Source organism: Alteromonas sp. 5E99-2, assembly GCF_017368475.1.
GTDB lineage: Bacteria > Pseudomonadota > Gammaproteobacteria > Enterobacterales > Alteromonadaceae > Alteromonas_F.
Genome location: NZ_JAFNJE010000049.1, coordinates 1 through 1,239, shown reverse-complemented (window position 1 = coordinate 1,239; position 1,239 = coordinate 1). Strand labels below are relative to the sequence as shown.

The 1,239-nt window shown below is 53.0% G+C and carries 1 protein-coding gene; it reads right to left on the bottom strand.

Features of this window, described 5'->3' with window-relative positions; translation table 11 throughout:
• Nucleotides 1-42 precede the first annotated feature (42 nt).
• Nucleotides 43-1,113 carry an IS110 family transposase gene (locus J3L16_RS15805; RefSeq protein WP_207614028.1) on the bottom strand — a complete coding sequence of 357 codons (1,071 nt, stop codon included), beginning with the start codon at nt 1,111-1,113 and terminating at the stop codon, nt 43-45.
• Between the last annotated feature and the right edge of the window lie 126 nt (nt 1,114-1,239).

Here is a 1,239-nt window from a genome sequence, read left to right as displayed (position 1 = left end):
AACAACGCCGCTTGCAACATCAAAAACAAGCCGCATAATCAATCACACAAACGAGCCAGAACCTCCATTACTCATGCCGCTCTGATGTCCCATTTTATATGACGACGGACAGTTGCCTGGTGCCAGACAAAGCCAAGACGTGAAGTGCTTAGCGCTTGGCCATGCGCGCAAGTCAGTTCCACACTCCCCAACCAGTTTAAGTGATAGTGAAGGCCCCATTCCATGGATCTCAGTCAGATCAACGCCGAGAACTCCAAACAGTGCGGCCCGGACATCGAACGAAGGCGTGTTGACCTGCTTTCTCTTGGTGCGTGGCCGCGGCAATTGGCTGGTGTCATGCTCCGTATCTGCGCACAGTGCTGCCAGTGTGGCTTCAAGATGGCGATCGCATTCCAGCATCTTGCTTTGATAAAAGTCATAGAGCGCAAGCGACTGGGTCAGCGCAAAGATATGTTCGGGACGATCATTGCCATTAAGCGCGGCTTTGATCGTCTCGATTGAAGCCTTGCAACGCACGTCACGATGGGATGCCAACACATCCAAATCTCGTTCGCCGTCGACGATGGCACGGATGATCTTCATTCCTGTCACGCCAGTGATATCAGAGACAACATGATGAAGTTGAAGGTTCATCTCCATCAATGCTTTCTGCATGTGCTGGATATGAGCCGCCGCATATTCCACCAACCGTTCACGCTGTCGCAGATACGCCCGCAGTGTGGCAATCTCAGCTGATGGGCGGAAACTACCACGTAGCAAACCGTAAGAATGCAGTTGTCGCAGCCAGCTGGCGTCACTGACATCGGTCTTCCGCCCCGGCACATTCTTGGCGTAACGAGCATTGACCAGAATGACCTCAAAGCCGTGCTGCTCAAGTATTTCGTAAGCTGGGATCCAGTAGACGCCGGTGGATTCCATCGCGATGCTGGTGACACCGTGTGACTTAAACCAAGCAGCCAAGTCATGCAGATCATGGGTGAAGGTGCCAAACGCCCTCACTGGCGCGTCAGTCACGTCCGGGTTAACGGCGGCCATATGTTCGCGTGAACCGATATCAACGGCCGCAGCACCGACGTTCACTGTCTCAATCGTATGGGTCTTTTGCTTTGCCATCTTGTATCCTCCTGTTGCCAACAGAAGGGCGTGGGCTATGCAAATCCGTCATCTTCCTAACCGGGATCACTGCAAAAGCAGCGTCACCATTCTCAAGTTCGCATCAACCCATGGGCCACGTTTTTT